This is a genomic window from Waterburya sp. (assembly GCF_058530065.1).
Genome location: NZ_JBZNBU010000241.1, coordinates 1 through 4,217, shown reverse-complemented (window position 1 = coordinate 4,217; position 4,217 = coordinate 1). Strand labels below are relative to the sequence as shown.

The window sequence follows — 4,217 nt, the reverse complement described above, 5'->3', positions numbered from 1 at the left end:
TTTTTGGTGACGATCTCGATTTCTACAATTTCGATACCAATTTTTCGGGCATACTCGATGGAGAAGATGAATGGATAACCATTGGCGATAGTAGTACCACCATTGCTCTCGACTCTCAAACGATTATTGTCGAAGGAATCATCGATCTAGGGATAGATGATTTTCTTTTTGGTACAACTAGTTAAAACTCTAGTTAAACTCCGATCTTTCTTCCTGGCTAATTCTACTGTAGCGTTGTTCGGTTTCCAATCCGATCGCGGTCATAGTTTCTCGGAGACGATCTTCATAGATGCTATAGAATAGACCGTCGCTAATAGCATTAGCTGGTTTGACTGTAACTTTATGAGTCAGCAAAACTCTGTCTGGAGGCGCACTAGGATAGGGCGAAACTGGCTCTAAAGTCCATTTCCCTTCCAGATATTCTAGGTCTTCTCCTTCCACTGCTTCAAAAGCAATCTCCTGAGGATAGAGTTCGGTATTAGCAATTTGAATTCGAGATTCAATACTAAAAATAAGAGCTTTAATCTTATTAATTTGCTCGAATACTTTAAAGTCTCCTTTTTCTTGGACTAGTTGGCTGCTTTCAACTCCTGGTAAAAAATCAGCAAAATTATCATAATCTGTGAGAACCTGCCAAGCATTTTCTACAGAAGAGTTTGCTAGTATGCGACAGGTATATTCGCCGCTTTGTCCTAGAAAAATAACTTCTCCCCGCCTCAATGCTACCCTTTGTTCCAAAGGTAGTATATCTACAGGTCCATCGAATAATTTAGCATGAGCGATAGAATTAAAAGTAATAGCTAACATAAAAGCGATCGCTCCCAAAACTAACATAATGGGAAAACGATATTTCTGACGATAGATGCGATCGAGTTGGTTTATCAATTTAATATATTTGGATAGAATTTTAGTTTTGGCTATTTTAGCTATATGTCGTTAGTAAGTTGTTAATGCAGCATAATGACAGCTAAAATCTAACTTATTTTCAAATCCCTGACTATGGCAATTTATTTTAATTTCGATCTTCGGCAATTTTGAGGTTTAGTTTGGCATATCTCTAGCCAAATTATCTAGTTGCAATCAAGATCGCCGATTAAAATCTTTGAGAATAATTACTTATTTTTTTAATTTGCCTCTAGTCTCGTTATGGTTATACTAATATCCAAAGGTTTTTAATGTGGTGTAAGGATAGATAATAATGAAAAATACCCTTTTAGCAACTCTCATTGCTCTGAGTATCCCCTGCGCGGTACAAGCACAAACCGCAGAAAATTATCAAGAATATCAAGTTTCTTGTGAAACCGAAGCAGCTTGTCAAGATTTTAAGGTTAATTATCAAGAGAATAGCGATAAAGTCGCTCAAACTCGTCGTACCAGAACTAGAAGAACTAGAAGTAGTGAAATCAGACCTTTCCAAAATTGGTATCTCGGTACGGGTGCAGGTATCTTTTTTGGCGATAATCTAGATTTAGGTTTTCAAGGACACGTTTTTGCAGGTACTAAGTTTAATCAATACATTGCTGCCGATGCTGAGTTTTTAATTGGTTTTGCGGGAATAGAAAATGTTGATGAAAACGTTACTATTATCGGCTTTTATCTCAACCCTAGATTCCAATATCAGTTTCCTCGCAGTAATATAACTGGCTTTTTCAGCCCTGGCTTAGGTTTCAGCAGATTTTCGGCTTTCGATGATAGCGATACAGAATTTGATTTCCAATTTAAAATTGGTGCTTCCTTTGAAATCAATGAAAAGCTAGATGCTTTTGCTCAGGGAAGATATCAAAATGAAGCAGAATCTTTTGGTATTGAAGGCGGAGTTATTTTCGATCTCTAATTTCCCATTAACAAAACCCATTTAATAAACTTTCTAAATCAAAGTTGAGATTCTGTCTCAGCTTTTTTTGTAGCATTAAATATAAATCTCATTAATTATAGTCATGCCCATATCAGAAACTTATTCATTAGTCAAATACTACATATAGTGTTGTTTATGAATATTAGACACTGTACATGGATTATAGATTGAAGAGTAATTCGGACTTTAAATTGCTCTAGGATTAGTGCAAAACTCATTACTCATTACTCATTACTCATTACTCAAAAGCGTTTGACAAACAACACAAGACGTTAACTTGTCATCAATGCCCATTCCCTACTACCTAAAATTGTGGCAATTGCTCATTTTCAATGCTAGCCTTACTTTGAAAACTAGTTAAATTGGGTATAATTCTCAATTTCAATCGATCAATATGTGGTGGAGTGTGTCAGATGAGTCACTGGAAACGAAATAAACAAAATCAAATCTTACTAGGATTGAGCTTGGGAATTATGGCGATCGCTTCAAAACCAGCTATGTCTTTGGAAGCACAAAATAATTCAGTTTCTACTGAGGCAAATGATTTATTATTTCCTGTAGAATTATCTCAGTACTTTACCAATGTTTCGGGTAGGACTTATCAATTAGGACAACTAGACTTAGAACAGTTTTGTCGAGATTTTCCCTTCAATTCTCAATGCGAAGGAACTATCCCTGCCACCGAAGGAGAGACTCCTCGTTCCGTACCCGTACCCGTTCCTCCTCCAGCACCTCCAGAAAATAATCAAAATAATTCTATATCCAGTTCAACTCAAAAAACAGGTTGGGCGATCGTTCCTGAAATTAGTACTCTAGGTTTGGGCGGTCATTTAGTCAGAAAAATAATTCCCCAAATTAATGCCAGACTTGGAGTAAATACTTTTGGTTTGGGTTTTGAAATAGAAGACAGCAATTCTGGCGTTGATACGGTTTATGATGCAGATCTAAACTTACTTAATGTTTCTACTATAGTTGACTTTCATCCTTTTAAAAATTCTGGTTTTAAAATAAGTGCTGGAGCTATTATTGCCAATAATGATGTTGAAGGAACTGCAATTGCTGAAGACGAAATTGAAATTGGCGACCAAACATTTGATGCTAGTGAAATCGGTTCGGTGGATGTAGATATAGAAGTTACTCGTACTTTTGCTCCTTATGTTGGTCTTGGCTGGGGAAATGCAGTAGCAGGAAATAAAGGTTTAGGATTTTGGTTTAATTTAGGAATTATGTTTGGTGGTTCTCCTGAGATTGAAGTAAATCCCAATATCAATCCTAATCTTCCTCCCGAACAAAGACAGCTAGTAGAAGAAGAAGTAAACGACGCTATAGATGAAGAAGTAGAACAAATTGAAGATGATTTAGCCTTTATTGATATTTATCCTGTAGTTTCTTTGGGAGTTTCTTTTCAGTTTTAATTTCATTCTATCCACAGTAGTCTGCGCTTCAATTTAGGACAAAAAAAAATTATTATTTATTTTCAAACTTATACAAGCTTTTTAAATCCCTTAGATTTAAAAACAAAATCTAAGGGATTTTTGTTTTAAGTAGGGTTTGCTGAATAAGTAAGGAAAAAAAATTGACAAGAATCAGCTTGGTTGAAAGATACAGCGTTTTTCAGTTTACTGAGGTACATCTAACTTCTGCCTCGACCGAAAGTAAGGCGTTTAGTTAGCCGCAACTAGTCCTTTAGGGCTGCCCCCTGCCTGCATGCGGACACACGAATGTCCTTTGCGCCTTAAAACGATCTATTCTGTACCTGACTTAGATGAAAACTGCTGTAAGTTTTTATGTTCCAAAGTAGGAGTTAATATCAGCTTTGATTAAAAAAAATGGCGTTGGTGAATGAAGGTATGATTACTGGGCAGAGCGATCGCAAAAAAAAAGAGTCAGTCAAAATTAAATCTCAATGAAATGTCCTGAATGTAAATCAACTCACATCAATAAAAACGGAAACAAAAGAGGGAAACAAAACTACATTTGCGTTAGTTGTAAGAGACAATTTTTAGACTGTTATCAAACTCAAAAAGGTTATTCTGATGAGTTTAAACGCGAGTGTTTGACCATGTATGTCAATGGTATGGGTTTTCGAGCAATCGCAAGAGTCAAAGGAATACACCATGTCACAGTTATTAACTGGGTTAAACAAGTAGGAGAACTATTGCCCAATGCTTATGATCCAGAAACCACACCACAAGTCGGAGAATTAAATGAGTTAGAAACATTTGTGGGTTCAAAAAAAGCGGCGAGACCCCGCGTCGCCGACAGGCGCGTCTTGAAAAAGTTGACGGCACTCCATACTCGGATGCAAGCTCCGAGTCCGTGCCTCCTCATGGGGGAGACCCCAAAGCTTCGATTGGGTATG

At 36.8% G+C, this 4,217-nt stretch carries 5 protein-coding genes; 4 read left to right on the top strand and 1 reads right to left on the bottom strand.

The genetic code is table 11. From position 1 onward, the window contains the following. Positions 1–185: hypothetical protein (locus AC33VI_RS14420; RefSeq protein WP_491782961.1), on the top strand; the 185-nt coding region annotated here is incomplete at its 5' end. Between the two features lie 4 nt (positions 186–189). Here the strand turns inward: AC33VI_RS14420 and AC33VI_RS14415 are convergent. Then, positions 190–885, bottom strand: a complete 696-nt coding sequence (locus AC33VI_RS14415; RefSeq protein ID WP_491782960.1) for an SRPBCC family protein — start codon at positions 883–885, stop codon at positions 190–192. Positions 886–1,198: 313 nt separating this feature from the next. Between AC33VI_RS14415 and AC33VI_RS14410 the strand changes: the two genes are divergently transcribed. The 3 genes from AC33VI_RS14410 to AC33VI_RS14400 all read left to right on the top strand — a co-directional run. Continuing rightward, complete coding sequence (locus tag AC33VI_RS14410) at positions 1,199–1,834, top strand: outer membrane beta-barrel protein (protein ID WP_491782959.1); 636 nt, start codon at positions 1,199–1,201, stop codon at positions 1,832–1,834. A gap of 434 nt (positions 1,835–2,268) precedes the next feature. Next, positions 2,269–3,270 carry a hypothetical protein gene (locus tag AC33VI_RS14405; RefSeq protein WP_491782958.1) on the top strand — a complete coding sequence of 334 codons (1,002 nt, stop codon included), beginning with the start codon at positions 2,269–2,271 and terminating at the stop codon, positions 3,268–3,270. Between the two features lie 491 nt (positions 3,271–3,761). After that, positions 3,762–4,217, top strand: a 456-nt coding sequence (locus AC33VI_RS14400; RefSeq protein WP_491782957.1) for an IS1 family transposase, incomplete at its 3' end; no start/stop codon positions are given.